Source organism: Mesorhizobium sp. WSM4836, assembly GCF_055811815.1.
The window spans coordinates 38,249-53,056 of the sequence record NZ_JBVVQF010000021.1 but is presented as its reverse complement, the minus strand read 5'-3'; the positions used below and the strand labels follow the sequence as shown (position 1 = coordinate 53,056).

At 64.0% G+C, this 14,808-nt stretch carries 19 protein-coding genes; 3 read left to right on the top strand and 16 right to left on the bottom strand.

The window, feature by feature from the left end; all coding sequences use genetic code 11:
* Window positions 1–28: 28 nt before the first annotated feature.
* The 3 genes from AC0L2P_RS22965 to AC0L2P_RS22955 all read right to left on the bottom strand — a co-directional run bounded on the left by AC0L2P_RS22965 (window position 29) and on the right by AC0L2P_RS22955 (window position 2,905).
* Window positions 29–1,549, bottom strand: a complete 1,521-nt coding sequence (locus AC0L2P_RS22965; protein WP_473504291.1) for an FAD-dependent oxidoreductase — start codon at window positions 1,547–1,549, stop codon at window positions 29–31.
* 125 nt (window positions 1,550–1,674) lie between these two features.
* Complete coding sequence (locus AC0L2P_RS22960; RefSeq protein ID WP_473504289.1) at window positions 1,675–2,586, bottom strand: sigma-70 family RNA polymerase sigma factor; 912 nt, start codon at window positions 2,584–2,586, stop codon at window positions 1,675–1,677.
* A 7-nt stretch (window positions 2,587–2,593) separates the two neighbouring features.
* Window positions 2,594–2,905, bottom strand: coding sequence for a hypothetical protein (locus AC0L2P_RS22955; RefSeq protein WP_473504287.1), 312 nt, complete (start codon window positions 2,903–2,905; stop codon window positions 2,594–2,596).
* A gap of 144 nt (window positions 2,906–3,049) precedes the next feature.
* Here AC0L2P_RS22955 and AC0L2P_RS22950 point away from each other — a divergent pair, with 144 nt between their 5' ends.
* Both AC0L2P_RS22950 and AC0L2P_RS22945 read left to right on the top strand, forming a co-directional pair.
* Window positions 3,050–3,415, top strand: coding sequence for a VOC family protein (locus AC0L2P_RS22950; protein ID WP_473504286.1), 366 nt, complete (start codon window positions 3,050–3,052; stop codon window positions 3,413–3,415).
* Between the two features lie 231 nt (window positions 3,416–3,646).
* Entirely contained in the window at window positions 3,647–3,871 is a 225-nt protein-coding gene (locus tag AC0L2P_RS22945) for a hypothetical protein (protein ID WP_473504284.1), read from the top strand.
* Window positions 3,872–3,895: 24 nt separating this feature from the next.
* On the opposite strand, the gene AC0L2P_RS22940 is transcribed toward AC0L2P_RS22945, so the two are convergent.
* From AC0L2P_RS22940 to AC0L2P_RS22910, 7 genes are all read right to left on the bottom strand, one after another.
* Window positions 3,896–5,119 (bottom strand): MFS transporter, encoded by a 1,224-nt coding sequence (locus AC0L2P_RS22940; protein ID WP_473504282.1) that lies wholly within the window; start codon window positions 5,117–5,119, stop codon window positions 3,896–3,898.
* The gene (locus tag AC0L2P_RS22935) at window positions 5,116–6,492 is read right to left on the bottom strand and encodes an NAD(P)-binding domain-containing protein (RefSeq protein ID WP_473504280.1); all 1,377 of its coding nucleotides are present in this window, start codon (window positions 6,490–6,492) and stop codon (window positions 5,116–5,118) included. The genes AC0L2P_RS22940 and AC0L2P_RS22935 overlap by 4 nt, the downstream gene beginning before the upstream one ends.
* A 50-nt stretch (window positions 6,493–6,542) precedes the next feature.
* Window positions 6,543–6,875: an ArsR/SmtB family transcription factor gene (locus AC0L2P_RS22930; RefSeq protein ID WP_473504278.1), complete on the bottom strand. Its 333-nt coding sequence runs from the start codon at window positions 6,873–6,875 to the stop codon at window positions 6,543–6,545.
* Window positions 6,876–6,945: 70 nt separating this feature from the next.
* Window positions 6,946–7,368: an arsenate reductase (glutaredoxin) gene (gene arsC, locus AC0L2P_RS22925; protein ID WP_473504276.1), complete on the bottom strand. Its 423-nt coding sequence runs from the start codon at window positions 7,366–7,368 to the stop codon at window positions 6,946–6,948.
* Complete coding sequence (locus AC0L2P_RS22920) at window positions 7,365–8,051, bottom strand: aquaporin (protein ID WP_473504274.1); 687 nt, start codon at window positions 8,049–8,051, stop codon at window positions 7,365–7,367. Before AC0L2P_RS22920 ends, arsC begins: the two co-directional genes overlap by 4 nt.
* A 16-nt stretch (window positions 8,052–8,067) precedes the next feature.
* A complete protein-coding gene (locus AC0L2P_RS22915; RefSeq protein ID WP_473504272.1) occupies window positions 8,068–8,400 on the bottom strand; it encodes an ArsR/SmtB family transcription factor in 333 nt (110 codons plus the stop codon).
* Window positions 8,401–8,469: 69 nt separating this feature from the next.
* Window positions 8,470–9,108 carry an NAD(P)H-dependent oxidoreductase gene (locus AC0L2P_RS22910; RefSeq protein ID WP_473504270.1) on the bottom strand — a complete coding sequence of 213 codons (639 nt, stop codon included), beginning with the start codon at window positions 9,106–9,108 and terminating at the stop codon, window positions 8,470–8,472.
* Between the two features lie 283 nt (window positions 9,109–9,391).
* On the opposite strand from AC0L2P_RS22910, the gene AC0L2P_RS22905 reads away from it, so the two are divergent.
* Window positions 9,392–10,135 carry an SDR family oxidoreductase gene (locus AC0L2P_RS22905; protein WP_473504268.1) on the top strand — a complete coding sequence of 248 codons (744 nt, stop codon included), beginning with the start codon at window positions 9,392–9,394 and terminating at the stop codon, window positions 10,133–10,135.
* A gap of 47 nt (window positions 10,136–10,182) precedes the next feature.
* On the opposite strand, the gene AC0L2P_RS22900 is transcribed toward AC0L2P_RS22905, so the two are convergent.
* The 6 genes from AC0L2P_RS22900 to AC0L2P_RS22875 all read right to left on the bottom strand — a co-directional run bounded on the left by AC0L2P_RS22900 (window position 10,183) and on the right by AC0L2P_RS22875 (window position 14,783).
* The gene (locus AC0L2P_RS22900; RefSeq protein WP_473504445.1) at window positions 10,183–10,758 is read right to left on the bottom strand and encodes a DUF922 domain-containing Zn-dependent protease; all 576 of its coding nucleotides are present in this window, start codon (window positions 10,756–10,758) and stop codon (window positions 10,183–10,185) included.
* Between the two features lie 109 nt (window positions 10,759–10,867).
* Window positions 10,868–12,361 carry a winged helix-turn-helix domain-containing protein gene (locus AC0L2P_RS22895; protein ID WP_473504443.1) on the bottom strand — a complete coding sequence of 498 codons (1,494 nt, stop codon included), beginning with the start codon at window positions 12,359–12,361 and terminating at the stop codon, window positions 10,868–10,870.
* 111 nt (window positions 12,362–12,472) lie between these two features.
* The gene (locus tag AC0L2P_RS22890) at window positions 12,473–12,718 is read right to left on the bottom strand and encodes a hypothetical protein (RefSeq protein ID WP_473504266.1); all 246 of its coding nucleotides are present in this window, start codon (window positions 12,716–12,718) and stop codon (window positions 12,473–12,475) included.
* The gene (locus AC0L2P_RS22885; protein WP_473504264.1) at window positions 12,702–13,430 is read right to left on the bottom strand and encodes a gamma-glutamylcyclotransferase; all 729 of its coding nucleotides are present in this window, start codon (window positions 13,428–13,430) and stop codon (window positions 12,702–12,704) included. Before AC0L2P_RS22885 ends, AC0L2P_RS22890 begins: the two co-directional genes overlap by 17 nt.
* 124 nt (window positions 13,431–13,554) lie before the next feature.
* Window positions 13,555–14,442: a DMT family transporter gene (locus AC0L2P_RS22880; protein WP_473504262.1), complete on the bottom strand. Its 888-nt coding sequence runs from the start codon at window positions 14,440–14,442 to the stop codon at window positions 13,555–13,557.
* Between the two features lie 53 nt (window positions 14,443–14,495).
* Window positions 14,496–14,783 carry a hypothetical protein gene (locus AC0L2P_RS22875; protein WP_473504260.1) on the bottom strand — a complete coding sequence of 96 codons (288 nt, stop codon included), beginning with the start codon at window positions 14,781–14,783 and terminating at the stop codon, window positions 14,496–14,498.
* Window positions 14,784–14,808 lie beyond the last annotated feature (25 nt).

Here is a 14,808-nt window from a genome sequence, read left to right as displayed (position 1 = left end):
ACGTCTGGCGATGGCGATCTCGAAAAGACTATCCGGCTGGAGTCAGCGGCGACACGGCCGGTCCGTTCAAGGCCGTGCCGTCGACGGCAAAATGCGAGCCGTGGCAGGGGCAGTCCCAGCAGCGTTCCAACGAGTTCCAATGGACATGGCAGCCGACATGGGTACATGAGGCTGAGCGCTTGTGGAGCGTGCCGTCCTCATCGCGGAAAGCCGCCACTTTGGTAAGTCCCTCGCGGACGATAGCGCCCTCTCCCGGCCGCAGCTTATCGGCGGAATCGATTTCGCCAGGCGCGACATACTCGGCAAAACTCCTGATCGCTGTCGCATTCTCCACCAGATAATCGCCGATCGCGCGTGCCGTCTTGCGGGAGGGCTCGTAAAGTTCCCGCCAAGGGCTTTCCCCCTTCAGGATCAGGTCGGAAATCAATTGGCCGGCGACGACCCCATGAGTGATGCCCTGGCCGGAATCGCCGGTAGCCACGAAGACATGCCGGTTGCCAGGATTGCGGCCGATGAACCCGGCATAGTCGACGGTCTCCATCACCTGCCCCGACCATCGGTTGGTTTCGGTGCCGATATCGGGCACCAATTTCTTGATCCAGGCCTCCAGGGCCGCGAAGCGATCGTTGGCATCGTCGGCCTGCCCTGTCTTATGGTCTTCACCACCGACGATCAAAAAGTCGGCCTTGCCTTCGCCAGGCTGCAGCCGAACGTAGTGATAGGGATCCAGCGTGTCCCAATAGAGTGCATCCGGCAAAACGTCGTGGGCGATCTCGAACGCCATCGCGTAGGTCCGATAGGGTGCTTGCTTGGTATGGAGCGCGAGCCGATCGTTGATCGGCGAGTTGGTGGCGACAACGGCCGATCTGGCAGACACGGCAAAGTCCGAGACCGTGCTTACGCGCACGCCGCCGTCGGTCTCCTCGACCTTGTCGACGATGGTCTCCGCATAAAGCGCGCCGCCGCGCGCGCGAATGCCGGCAGCAAGCCCGCGGAGATATTTGAGCGGGTGAAATGTCGCCTGATCGGCGTAACGAAGGACGGGCGCGTCCGAAAAGCCTGCAAGCGGCACGCCCACGATTTTCTCGACGCCGACTCCGATTTCCCGAGCGGCGTCCAGTTCGCGCTCGATAACGGATTCCTTTCTGCCTGACGCCGGAAACAGAAAGCCGTCGAGCCGGCGGAAATCACACGCGATACCCTCCGCTTCCTGGATCGATTGGATACGGTCGATAGCGGCCGACTGGCTTTGGTAGTAAATCCGCGCCAGTTCCTCGCCGCGCAATTTGATCAGTTCCGAAAAATAGTCGTCGCAGATCGATGACAAATGCGCGGTGGTGCGGGCCGTCATGCCGCTTCCGATCCGGCCGCGATCGAGCACCGCCACCTTTTGCCCGGCACTGGCCAACTCGTACGCGACCGACAGTCCGGCAATTCCAGACCCGACGACCACGACATCGACCTGTTCACTCCGCTCGAGCGGAACCGTATCAGGCGCGACTTCGGTTGCCGCCCAAAGGGATACAGTCCTTTCATCGCTGACATTCATGGCGGAACTCTCCCGACGGGATAGCCGGTAAACGGATGCGACAGTTCAAAGTTCCTCGGCGCCTTTGATGCCATGATGCTCAGTGTCGTCCGGAACGGCCGGAGGTCTGATATGTCTCCGGCCCCTCACCCGTCCACGGTTTCAATCTCCGCGTCGACCAGGCACCAGGGCGCATAGCGGAAGTCGCGGATCTGGATGACCTGATCGCCCGCCCATTCGACCAGCATGAAGCCGCGCACGGTGCCGTCGGCCGCCTGCGGGTCGCGGATCAGGATCGCCGGCCTGCCGTCGACGAAGCCGAGCGACAATGTCCAGTCGCTGATACGGTCGTAATTGCCGAAATAGGTCGACACCTCGGCCTTGCCGCGCAGGCGGACGCGGTTGACGACATCGAGCCGGACGTCCTCGGCGATCAGTGCCCTGACCGCGTCGAAGTCGCGCGCGTTGAACAGGTCGACATAGCGCCGCAGCCGGCGCTCGTCATCGGCGTCGAGCCTCGGGGCGAGCGCCTGTTCGGGCTGCAGCGCCAGCAGCTTGAGCTGCGCCCGCCCGCGATGCAGCGCGGCCTTGGTGGCGGCGAGCGTCGCGCCGGTAACCTCGCAGGTTTCTTGCAGGCTGAGGCCGAGCACGTCGACCAGGATCACGGCGCTGCGCTGCGGCACCGAAAGCTGCATGAAGGAGTGCAGGCCGGTCTGGGCGGCGAGCCGGCTGTCGGCGCTGCCGGAGGGATCCTCGATCACGCTCATGTCGGCCTCGGTCATGCGCGACCTTTCCCGATGGCGCCGCCGCAGGTGATCCTGCGCGGCATTGTGGGCGATACGAAACAGCCATTGCTCCGGCCGTTCGACCATGGCGCCGCCGTCGATCGCCTGCAGCACCTTGATCAGCACCTCCTGGACGATGTCCTCGCCGTCGATCACCGAGCCGGCCATGCGCGCGCAGTAGCGATGCAGCCTTGGCCGCAACCCGACGAGCATCGCCTCCAAAGTCGCCCTGTTCATTTTCGGCGTAGCGTCCCATTTCTGCGCGAGCGGCATGCAGGCACTATCCCGCCTTCTGATCCGCCAGCATACGATAGTTGCCGATGACTTTGACAGGTGATCGCATTGCCGGGGTCGAACGGCGCTGGGCGTGGTTTTCCGCAAATGCCTTGAAGGCGGCAAGCCCGGTCAGCGCCGACGAATCGCCGTCCTGGCCAACGATGTGGACGAACGAGCCGTCGTCCAATTCGAGCACGAGATAGCGCACCGTCGGCGGCGCCGCCTCGCCCAGCGCTTCGAACACCTTTTCGACCAGCGCGCGGTTGTCGTTCAGGTCGGCTTGGTTCACGCCGTATCGAATGAGTGCGTAGTCCATTGTCGTCTCCTGACTGGTTGGTATGAACGAAGGACGACCGGCTGCGCCAAAAAGATTCTCCTTGCCGAAGAATCTTTTCGGTCGCCCGCATCGTCTTTCCCGCGTGGGCGGCTGCGCGGCAGCCATCAAGCAGGAGCGACGATCATGCATATCCAGTTTGCCGAGCTACCGGCGTTCGACCAGGACCGCGCCAAGGCGTTCTACACCAGGCATCTCGCCTGTCAGGTCATGGCCGACCAGAAGATGGGCGATGACGGCTGGCGCTGGATCGAGCTGGCCTTTCCGTATGCCGTGACGAACCTGCATTTCACCAGGCGCGCCGACGACGCCCCCGGCGCGGAGCCCGTATTGGTGCTGGTCGACGAAAATGTCGGAGCAATGATCGCGGCGTTGAAGGCGGACGGCGTCGAGATCCTTACCGACCCGCATGAGGCGACGTGGCAGCCGGGGCGCACGGTGGCGGAGTTTCGCGACAGCGAAGGCAACCGCATGGTCCTCGCCAGCCGATAAGCCGCCGGGAGCCCTCTGTCCGGCGCGGCGTCGTACCTAAGTCCTACCTCCGGCCGGACCGTAGGCCCTGCTTCCTTCGTGTTATTATTTCGTGACCTCTGCGCGCCGGAACCTTCCCTTGCATCGGACGTTCGGGCGCTATATTCGCGATGCCTCATATTTAGGCAGGCGGAGGAAATGCGAATAAGGGCGGGTGGCAAACAAACATGGGCCGGGGAGGAGCATCTTACCATGTCGAACCGTAAAATCGGAATATCCCACAGTTTGGGGCTGCGCGTTGCTGACCTCAAATCCAGAATGCAAACTGCCCAGATTACCGAGCACGAGATCAAGACGTTTCAAAAGGTTGCCGCCATCATGAGCGGCGCCGAAGGCTCCCTGCGCCTCGACGCGGACGATCTGATTGCCGCGTCCTTCCTTGTCGATCCCTTGGAAGATCTCCCGCTCTCTAGTTGAAAGCACTGACCGCAGGTCGAAATCCTATCGGGTTTGAACCTGTGATTGCTGGCGCCGGAGCATCCGCCAGCCCAAGCCGCATGCGAGGATGACGTTGGCCAGCGCAAGGCCGGAAAGCGCGGCCAACGTCCCATGCGGGCCGAATTGCTCCAGCAGCAATGCGCCGGCCGAGGGTGCCGCCGCCTGGGCGATCAGGCTCGGCATGGCGAGGCGGCCCATCAGCTTCGCGTAGCCGTTCGAGCCGCACAGCGCGAGCGGCAACGTCCCCCGCGCGATGGATTCGAGGCCGATGCCCGCGCCGTAGAAGCCGAGCGCCAGCGGGATGACCGGCATGCCGGCCCAGAGCGCCGAAACGCCGATCGCGACGAAGGTAACCGAGGCGAACTTGGTCAGGATCGGATGGTGATAGCGCGCGATGGTCATCTCGATCGCACGCGCCGCCACCTGGGACGGGCCGACCAACGCGCCGAGCCCGACGGCAGCGGCCAGCGCCATGCCGCTGCCTTGCAGGATGGTGAGCAGATGCACCGACAGCGTCGAGGAGATCACCGCTGCAAGCGTAAGTGTCGCGGCCAGAACGATCATGATCGACGGATCGGGATTGCCTTCGAGGGCCGGCCTCGCCTGGTTCAATCCCGGTTCGACTGGCGGTTGCGGCACCTCGTGGGGCAGGATCACCAGGTAGAGCGGAAGCGCAATCACCAACTGAACAGCCGCGTACACCAGGCGGGTGCCGCGCCAGCCGACTTCCCCCAGCAGAAAGGCCGAGATCGGCCAGCAGATCGTGCTGGCAAAACCGCCGAACAGCGTCAGCGTGGTGATGGCGGAGCGCGCGCCATGGCCATAGCGGCGGCCAAGCGTTGCAAAAGCGGCATCGTAGAGCCCCGCCCCCATGCCCAGGCCGATGACCAGCCAGGCAGCGATATACGCCGCAAGGTTGGGGGCAACGGCCAGGCCAACCTGGCCGACCCCTATGCATCCAGCGCTGAACGCCAGGACGTTGCGGCCGCCATGCCGCTCGATCGACGACCCGACGCGCGGAGAGATCAATCCGGCCACGAGCAAGCCGAGAGACAGGCCGCCGACAACCCATGCCAGCGGCCAGCCGGTATCGGAGGAGACCGCCGGCGCAATGACGGCGGGAAGATAGTAGGAAGATCCCCACGCCATGATCTGCGTCAGGCCGAGCGCGGTGATGATCGCGCCGCGGCTGCGCAAGATAACCGGCGAAGGCGGCGAAAGGCTCATGCCGCGACGCGGCAGCCACAGCCGCCTTTGCCGACCGCCTTCGCCTCGGCGTCGGCGACACAGCAGGCATCCACCGGTGCCGGCGCCGGACCGCCGCAGCAAGCCTTTTCGGCCACGCCGATCCGCGGCACGGTGCAGACGCCGGTCTCGGGCAGCACAAGCTGGACATTGTCGGCCGCAACCATGTCGCCGGCGATCGCCGCGGCGACCGAGCGGACCTGCTCATAACCGGTCAGCAGCAGGAACGTCGGCGCACGGCCATAGCTCTTGATGCCAACCGTATAGAAGCCTTGCTCGGGATGGCTGAGCTCACGGTGGCCGTGCGGCGGCACGTCGCCGCAGGAGTGCTCGTTGGGATCGATCAACGGTCCCAGTGCCTTGACGCTTTCCAGCCACGGATCGAGCTCGAGCCGAAGCTCACGGGTCAGCGACAGATCGGGGCGCTGTCCGGTCGCGGCGATGATGCGGTCGACCGGGCCAAGCGCCTGCAAACCGTCCCTGGTCTGGCCTTCGACGACCAGCCGGCCGTTGGCATCGCGGATCGAAACAGCCGCAAAGCCCGTCACCAGCCTGACGCCGCCGCTCTCGGCGAGTTCGCGCACTTCGGCGCCGAGTTCGCCGCGTGCCGGCAATTGGTCGGCATCGCCGCCGCCATAGATGCGCACCAGGTCGGTGCCGCGCGTGGTCCAGATGAAAGCCGTGCCGGCCTCCACATTTGCCAGGCTGGCGAGATCCAGCAACGCATTGGCAGCCGAATGGCCGGAGCCGGCAACCAGCGTCGTCTTGCCGGCATAAAGGCTGCGGTCGCGGCCGAGAATATCGGGGATACCGTAGACAATGCGGTCGGCAAACTCGGCTTCGCCTTCTGCAGGAATTCCGCCGGCGCCGAGCGGGTTCGGCATTTGCCACGTTCCCGAAGCATCGATGACGGCACGGGCGCTGTCGCGTCTTGTACCATCGGCAGTCTCGACCGCCAGCATGAACGGCCGGTTCTCGCGTTCCTTGCTCAGCACCTTGTCGGCGCCCCAGCGCGAGATGCCGACGACTCGGGCGCCGGTTTCGATCGACGGCGACAATTGCGGAAGTTTTGCAAGCGGCTCGAGATAATCCGCGACGAGATCGTTTGCGGTTGGGAATGCTTCGGGCTCCGGCATCCGCCAGCCATGCGCCTCGAGCAGGTTTCTGGCCGCCTGATCGACGCAATAGCGCCAGGGCGTGAACACACGGACATGGCCCCAATCCCTGAGGTTGGATGCAACCGCATTGCCGGCTTCGTAGACTTTGACCGGAATGCCCTGCGCGATGAGGTGGACCGCTGCCGCCAGACCGACCGGCCCGGCGCCGATCACCGCGACAGGGAGCCTTTCGATCATTTCCATATCTTCCATCCTTCCGGTAATTTCGAATTATAACGCCAAAAAAATCACGCCGCCGTTTTGGCGGCCGCTTCCGCCGATGCCGGCACACAGGTGGCGTCGGCGCAGCATTCGTCCGCGAGGTATCCGATGAGCCCGTTCATGGCGGGATAGTTGGCCCGGCAGATCAGCGTCGTCGCCTGGCGCTCCTGTGTCACCAGGCCGGTGTCGACCAGCCGCTTGAGGTGATGCGACAGCGTCGAGGCGGCGATGCCGAGCCTGTCCTGGATGCGCCCGACCGGCAGCCCGTCATCGCCCGCCCGCACCAGCGTGCGATAGAGCTGCAACCGCGTAGGGTTGCCGAGGGCTTCAAGCTGTGCGGCTGCTTTTTCGAGTTTCATGGAAATAAGTTATTTCCAGAATCGCTGCACGTCAAGAGAATTTCGACAAAGATCGAAATAAGCCCAATATCTACGCGACGCGCTTGCCGCCGGCGTCGATGACGACCTCGCCGTCCTCCTTGGTGAACGAGCCGATATTCGGATTGGGCAGGATATCGAGCACGGCTTCGGAGGGTCGGGCGAGCATAGTGCCGAGCGGCGTCACCACGATCGGCCGGTTGATCAGGATCGGATGCGCCAGCATGAAATCGAGGATCTCGTCGTCGCTCCACTTCGGGTCGTCCAGGCCGAGTTCGGCATAGGGCGTGCCCTTTTCGCGCAGCAATAGGCGCGGCGTCATGCCTATCGCGGCGATCAGCTCGACCAGCTTTTCGCGCGACGGCGGGTTTTTCAGATATTCGACCACCTCAGGCTCCTCGCCGGACTGCCTGATCATGGCCAGCGTGTTTCGCGAGGTGCCGCAATCGGGGTTGTGGTAGATGGTGATGGTCATTGCGCAGCTTTCATCTGTCCGACTGGTTTCGGTTGGGCGAGCAGCCACCCTGCCAATGCCATGGCGAGCAACGCGCCCAGAAGTTCGGCGGCGATGAAGCCCTGCAGATCGGCGGGACGGATGCCGGCAAAAGTGTTGGAGAAGGCTCGGGCGATGGCGACGGCCGGATTGGCAAAGGATGTCGATGCGGTGAACCAGTAGGCGGCGGTGATATAAAGCCCGACCAGCCAGGGGATCGAATCCGGGCGAGAACGCAGGCCGGCGAGGATGGTGAAGACCAGCCCGAAGGCGGCGACCAGTTCGGCAATCCATTGCCCGCCTCCGGTCCGCACCGTTGCCGACACTTGCAGGATCGGCAGTTCGAACATCGCATGCGCGAGCAACGTTCCGGCGATGCCGCCGGCAATCTGGGCGGCGACATAAGCCAGCGCTGCATTCGTTTCGATCTCACGTCGAAGCGCAAATACCAGCGTCACCGCCGGGTTGAAGTGTGCTCCGGAGATCGGCCCGAATATGGTGATCAGCACGACCAGGATCGCCCCGGTCGGCAAGGTGTTGCCGAGCAGGGAGACGGCGACGTCGTCGCTGAGCTTGTCAGCCATGATGCCGGAACCGACCACGGTGGCGACCAGCAGAGCCGTGCCGAGGGCCTCGGCAACAAGACGCCGGGAAAGACTGGCCATACCGGAGCTCATCTCGCTAGCAGTTGCAGGTCACAGCCTGGATCACAGGCTGGCAAAGTTCCGGCGCGCCATCGCAGCAATCCTCCATGAGGTAGGCCAGCAGATCGCGAAAGCCGGTCATATCGGCAAAGTAGCGCACGCTGCGGCCCTCGCGTTCGGTCCGCACCAGGCCGGCATGCGACAGGATCTTGAGATGGGCCGAGATCGTGTTCGGGAACGCGGCGAGCCGCGAGGCGATCTCGCCCGCAGCGACGCCCTCGGCACCGGACCGCACCAAAAGGCGAAAAACGTCCAGCCGGGTTTCCTGCCCGAGCGCGGCAAGCGCTGAAAGCGCGAGTGTCTTATCCATATTTCCAAAATTCCAGAAATGACGAAGAGAGTCAACTTGCGTTGCCTGTCGGCGGCCCGCCCGGGCAAATCAGCCAGGCACCGCTGCGGTGATCGCATCAGCGCGGCCAAAACCGGCAAGCGCTTTCCTGACCCGCTGCAGATGCGTCTGGCGTCCGGCGGCCGAGACGCTGTCCATCCGGTAGAGCGCCACGAATTTGGTTCGGCACAGCGGATGGCAGACGGAGCGGAAGCCGCGCAGCAGGGTCCGTCGGCCGGGTTGCCCCATGATCCACGACATCAATGGCGTGGCGCCGCATGTGGTCATTGCCATCACCCGGCGTATGTGCCGCAATTTGGGCCGCGGGCCGCGTCGAGCGGTCGGCATCTCGAAAGCGAAGCCCGGCACCAGCACGCGCTCCAGCCAGCCTTTCAGCATCGCCGGCAGGCCGTACCACCAGGTCGGATAGATGAAGACGACCGCTTCCGCCCAGAGCAGCTCCTGCGCGTGTTCGTGCACCGGTTGCAGGTTCGCCGCCTTGTCGTGGTAACCGCGCCATTCCTCGGTCCGCATGACTGGATCGAAGCCGGTCGCATAGAGGTCGAGCAGGTGGACCTGATGGCCGCTTTCGGCAAGCGTCTCCAGCACGGTATCGCGCACGGCACGATTGAAGCTGTCGGTGCATGGATGGCAATAGACGACGAGGACCTTCATCTTGCGCTCGGTCACCAGAGTGCATGCAAGCGCGTCGCATGCAAACAAGCCACCCGCAGACATAGTCGATCAGCTGTTTTCATGCGAAGCCCCGCAGCCCCCGTATCAAGACGCAACAGCTCCAGTCACGTCAAGCCCCGCTCGTTTACTCAACGAAAACTGTGCGGACATTTGCCTGGCTTGCCGTATTCTGCGGGATGGGGCGCTGCCGCGTATCGTGCCAAGAACTCCCAGCATTGTTGCCCGAAAGTCTGCGCCCTAGCTTCACGGCGTGTCCAAAGCGTCAGGAGAGAAAAACATGCAGACAGGAAAACTGAGCGGCAAAATCGCCTTGGTAACAGGTGCCTCCTCAGGAATCGGCGAGGCCACCGCCTTGGCGCTGGCGGCCGAGGGCGCCACCGTTGTGATTGCCGCGCGGCGCACCGAGCGCCTGGAAGATCTGGCGAGGCGGATCCGTGAGACCGCCAGCGCGGCACTGCCGATTACCGTCGACGTCACCGACGAAGCGCAAGCCACCGCGATGATCGAACGGGTCCAGCAGGAGTACGGCCGGCTCGACATTCTGCTTGCGGTTGCCGGCGTCGGCGTCGCCGCGCCGTTCCGCAACACGACGCCCGAAGAGTACCGCCGGATGGTCGACGTCAACATTCTCGGCCTGCTTTATCCGATCCATGCGGCACTGCCGTCGATGCAGCGGCAAGGCGCCGGCCATATCGTCGTTGTCTCGTCCGGCACCGGCCGTTATATCCACCCTTCGGTGGTTTATTCCGGCACTAAGCACGCGGTGAGCGCGATGGCGGAATCGCTGCGCCGCGAGATCGGCAAGGACGGCATCCGCGTCACCTGCATCGAGCCCGGCGCCGTCAAGACCGAGTTCATCCATAATATGCGCGCCGATGTGCGCCAGGCGGTCGAGCAAAGGCTGGGCGACATGGAGCAGCTGGAAAGCGAGGACATCGCCGCCGCCATCCTGTACGCGGTGACCCAGCCGCCACGGGTCAACGTCAACATCCTGACGCTCTATCCGACCGAGCAGGCGTGAGGGCCGCAAAGCTGATATCCCTGCGCCGCCCCCGCAGCCCTGCAGGATCATCCCCCGGTCATCAGCGTGAACACAAGCTGCCGCAGCTTGCCGCCGGGGCCGAATTCGACCCGGTCGAAATCGCGGCTCGCCTGCCGCTGCGCCTGCGAAATTCCGGCGAGCCGTCTCGTCACTTCGGTCCTGATCTTGCTGCAGCCGCGGTCATCGGCGACGGTCAGGCCAATGGTGGCCGCCTCGATCTTGCGCACCATGTCGATGATGCTGGCGCCATGCACCTTCTCGTGGGCGGCGAGGCCGGCTGCGAAAATCTCCCAGTTCTTCTGGATTGCGCCCGGCAGCCGCGCCGCCGGCTGCGGCAAGGTGTAGGTGATGATCAGCTTCGGCCGCGCCGACACCAGCACGCAGGCATCGCCTTGCGGCTCGTAGTCCCTCACCCAGGTCAGCTTGAAATTGGTATGCGCAATGACGCGGCGCTCGCCGAGCAGCGGCCCGCGCCCCCCGATCGAGGCATAGAGCTCCGGCCCGGATTGCCCTGAGATGGCATAGGTCTCGACCTTCTCGACCGCCTGCCAGCCGGCATGCGCCGGCGACGTAAACAGACAGACCAGCAGGCAAACTGGCATGGCTGTTTTCATGCCGACATCAAGACGTTGCAACACCGCTCTCCGCAAGGCGCATGCCTCCAAGGCGGCTGGCCGACTCGGTCAGAATTTGAGAACAGGCTTTACCCCCTCAGTCGCGTTTCGGCAGGGGATCGTCCCAACCGGCGCGTTCGAGGCCTGTCCGTATCCGCTCTCGATTATCGACGCCCTGCAGGCGCAGGTCTGCCATAATCGCCTGGACAGTCAAGTCAGGTTCGAGTTGCCTTCCCTCCCTGGCGCAAGAGCGCGCCCTATCGAGGTTGCCGTCGAGGCCATAACATGCCGCCAGCCGGGCCAATTCCCAGGCGCTCTTGCGTGGCAGGCAGGAGAACGAAACGGCGGCTTCTCGATATCGACCCATGTGAAGCAGGGCTTCGCCCCGGTCAAAATAGTACCAAGACGGGTGCATCGGATTGAGATCGACGGCTTGGTCGAGGAGCACCAGGCCTATCTTCGCATTGCCACGTAGCGTGTGGAAAAAGCCGGTCTGGGCCAAGGTATCGGCATCGTAGGGATTGAGGTCCAGGGCTCGGGAAAAATGCCGCGCCGCCGCGTCGAAATCGCCTCGATAGAGCAGGATCAACGCCAGGATGCGGTGGCACCGCGCCTCGTCGGGACTGAGCGCGGTGGCATGCAGGGCCCGGTCGCGCGCCTGATCCAGCACGGATCGCAGCGCACCGCCGTACCCGCCGATGATCGTGTCCGCCAGAGCGAGATAGGCGTGGGCGAGTCCCGAATTCGGGTCGAGTTCCAGCGCCTGAATGAGATGCGCGCGCGCTTGCTGGTTCACCCCCTCGCCATAACTGCGCAGCAGCGCAATGCCTCGCAAAATATGGACGTACGCTTCGACATTGGCGGCCGCTGCCGGGGATACGCGTCGCATCGCCGCACTCTCTATGTTGGCGACCAGCGCCGTCGCAACCCGTTGCGCGACCGTTCTTTGAAAAGCGAAAATCTCATTGATTGTGAATGAAAATGACTGCGCCCAGACACGCCGGCCGGACGCCGTTTCGGTCAGCACGATCCGAACTTTATAGCCGCCGGCAGCGGTTTCGACAGCGCCTTCTGCAACATAGTCGACCCCGAGACGCTCGGCGGTGGCCCAGATGTCCTGGTCGGAGTATTCGGCGAGGGCGAAGGCTGAATGACGCGCCAGCACCGCAATGGTCTTGAAGTAGGAAAGCGCGTTGGTGATCTCCTCGACCGCGCCGTCGAAGAGCGGCTTTGCCATACCATCCTCTGCGTCGATGCAGAACGGCAGGAGGGCGACCATCGGCTCGGGCGGCCGTCCGGCCCGAGCGGCTCCAGCGGTCGGCGCCGGCGAAGCAGCCAAAATGTCGTCGACGGGCTGGGACAGGTAGCCGCGCCGGGGGACGGTGCGAACCAACTTCTGCGCCTCGTCGCCTATGCATTTGCGCAGGTCGCGAATGCACTGGGTGAGCGAATCCTCGGTGACGGTGGTGCGCGGCCAGACCGCTTCGAACAACTCGTCCTTGCTCAGCACACGGCCGGGGTTGCGCACCAGGAAAGCAAGAAGGTCGAAAGTCTTTGGCCTGACCGCAACGATCTCGCCGTCACGCCGCAACGTGCCGCGCTCGAGATCGAGGACCGCGCTGCCGATCTGCTGTGCCAATCCCTTGCACCATCGCCGCGCCGGATTGCGCTACGATTATCGAGCCGCGGAAGCCGCTAAAGGTCAAGCCTGAATGATGCCAGCCCGAACGATGCAGGCCCGAAAAGTGCCGGAAAGGCGCCGCCACAGCCGCGGCCGCGTTCCGGCGGGACTCTTGGCCGCCTCGCAGGCCATCAGACTGTCGAGATAGTGCAGCATCTGCACGGTGTCGCCGCTGCAGAATCCGATGCTGCCCATCGACAGGACCCGGTGCAGTTCCTCCCTCGCCTGGCTGGCCTGCGGAAGCGGTCCTTCAACCTTCGCATGCATGATCGATCTCCATGGTTGGCGCCGGCACGGGCGTGCCGGATGGCAGGGATTCCAGATAGGCCGCGACCTTGCCCTGCAGCCGCCACAGCGTCCGGTCGCGAATGTTGCGGGTTTCAAGCTGCATGACCGTGCGGCGCAGATAGTCGGCGCAGCTGCCGATGTGGCCGCCTGCAAGCGACAGGATTTCGACCGTGGCTTCTTCGGGCAGGCCTGCCGCATAGGCCGGACCGGTACGGTCGGCGACAAAGGCGATGGCCGGCAAATGGTCGTCGCTGCTGCGGACCGAAACCCAGCGCGGAACGTTGGTCGGCGGGTTGGCTGACATCTCGCGGCGCAGCAGCCGGTCGATCGCCGCCTCGACACCCTGGTCGGGCAGACGGTAGACGACGCCGCGGCAGCTGCCGCCACGGTCGAGCGCCAGCATCAGTCCCGGCCGCTCGCGCGTGCCGCGCCACCGGGTCAGCCATAGCGAGAATCGCCGGTGCCAGCCATGCACGACCGCCGGCCGTTCCTCGACGAATTCGAAGCACGGATTCCAAAGCAGTGAGCCGTAGGCGAACACCCAGACGTCACGGGCGCGCCCGGCAAGCAGCTGCTTTCGCAGCTCGAGATAGTCACGATCCTGGAGGCTGCGCAGCCCGGGCGCCGGGCCAGCATCTTCGATCTTGCGGTTGATCCTGGCGAGTAGATCCTCAGTAAGGGCGATGTTCATGGCTGCTCGTGGGGTTTGTCTGCCGAGAGCATCGCGCCGGCGGGCCTCCGCGTCCTGAAGGGATGCTGATATTGCGCTGAAATCGAATGGAGCCGTCGGAAGCGTGCGAAAAGCTCAGGGTCCCTCAGTCCGCCACCGCCATCTTGCGGTTTTCGGTTTTGTCGGCCGAAAGCGACAGCAAGGTGATCGCTCCGAAAATAGCTGCGGCACCGACTGCTCCCACGGGCGTTAGCCGCTCGCCCAGAAATATGGCGGCGCCAATCGCTCCGAACACGCTCTCTCCGCTGACGATCACGGCCGCATGGCTGGCCGACGTGAAACGTTGAGCGAATGTCTGGATGCCAAACGCGGCCCCAGTCGAGAAAATGCCGAGCACAGCCAAATCCGGGCCCGCGTCGCGGACGGCCGCCAGCGACAAATTGCCTTGAAACGCCCCGAGCGGCAGGGTGATCATCGCCGCGCCGAGAAATTGAGCGGTAGCCATGGTGATTGGCGCACCGTAGGTCTTCACATGGCGGCCAAGCTCCACCATCCAGAATGCGTAACACGCGGCCGAAGCGATCGCAGCGAGATCGCCCTGGCGGAAGCCCGCACCCAAGCCTCCGGACAGCAGCAGGACACCGCCTAATGTCGTGGCAGCAGCAAGCGCACCCGTCCCGGTCGGCCGCTCGCCGATCAAGAACCAGGCGGCAAGCGGTGTGATCACGGTTGCCGTGTTCACCAGCAAGCTCGCATTGGTGACGGAGGTGCCGAGATACGAGGCCTGCTGGATGGCAATGGAGATTGAAAACAGCAGGCTGACCTTGACGAGGCTTGCCCGGTAGCCGGCTCCAAATTTCCGTCCCCGCTCAAGCAGCATCAGCGGCGCGGCCATCAGCCCCGCGATCAGGCAGCGCATGCCCACGGCGCTGAGCGGATCGAGATGATCCAACACGGTCTTCTGCGCGACATTGCCAAAGCCCCAGAAGGCGGCGGCGAGCAGGAGCAGACAGTTGGCCTGCGCCTTTGACATATCAATGCCTCGACAAGCTTGCGCCGAGTGCGTTTCGGCGCATCGATGAGAGATCAGGTTCGGCTGTGCCGCGCGCGATGGTTCGGGCTTCCGTCGGCGTTCGGCGCGGACATCGTGCTCGAATTGTCGGTCCAACCCGTTCGAGTGGTGCAGCGTGGGTGCGCGCTGACGGGCACGATCTCATAGCCGGCGGCCGCCAATTGAAGCTTCATCTCCTCGAAATGACGCCTTGAGCCGCTGACAATGGATTCAGGCGCGTAGTTCCAGCCCTTCCGGGCAGCATTGGCCAGGATGTCTGCATAGACACGCATGCTGGCGATTTTCACGTCCGATTCCAGCAACTGCCTGCATCCGCCTGCGAGCGAC